At 61.7% G+C, this 313-nt stretch carries 1 protein-coding gene; it reads right to left on the bottom strand.

Annotated elements, in window-relative coordinates:
- On the bottom strand, positions 1 to 313 hold a 313-nt coding region (locus P0D80_RS51520), incomplete at both ends, for a plasmid pRiA4b ORF-3 family protein (protein WP_408296743.1).

Raw genomic sequence — 313 nt, 5'->3', positions numbered from 1 at the left:
CAGGCGGCAGGACCTTCTCGACCTTCACACGATGCTGCCAGTTGTCGCCGTAATCGTAGATGTAGGTGAATGACTTCAGCGCACCGAGCGCCTTGCCCAGGCTCGCCCGCGCTTCGTTGAGCATCGGCGGGTCACTCGGGAAGTCCGGATCGGGCACCCCGTAGTTGGTATCGTCGAACACGAATTCGTGCATGTGGCCGCCATCCCATCCCATCGCCAACAGCAGCACGACATGCAGCTTCGGCAGCTTGATCGAGGCAGGGACCAGCACCCGCCTCCAGACCGCCGGCTTCAGATACTTCAGCTCGATGTG

Origin of the sequence: Paraburkholderia sp. RL17-373-BIF-A, from assembly GCF_046030175.1 — a bacterium.
Taxonomy (GTDB): Bacteria; Pseudomonadota; Gammaproteobacteria; order Burkholderiales; family Burkholderiaceae; genus Paraburkholderia.
Note: the sequence above shows the minus strand (reverse complement) of the source record. Positions and strands in the feature narration are given on the sequence as shown.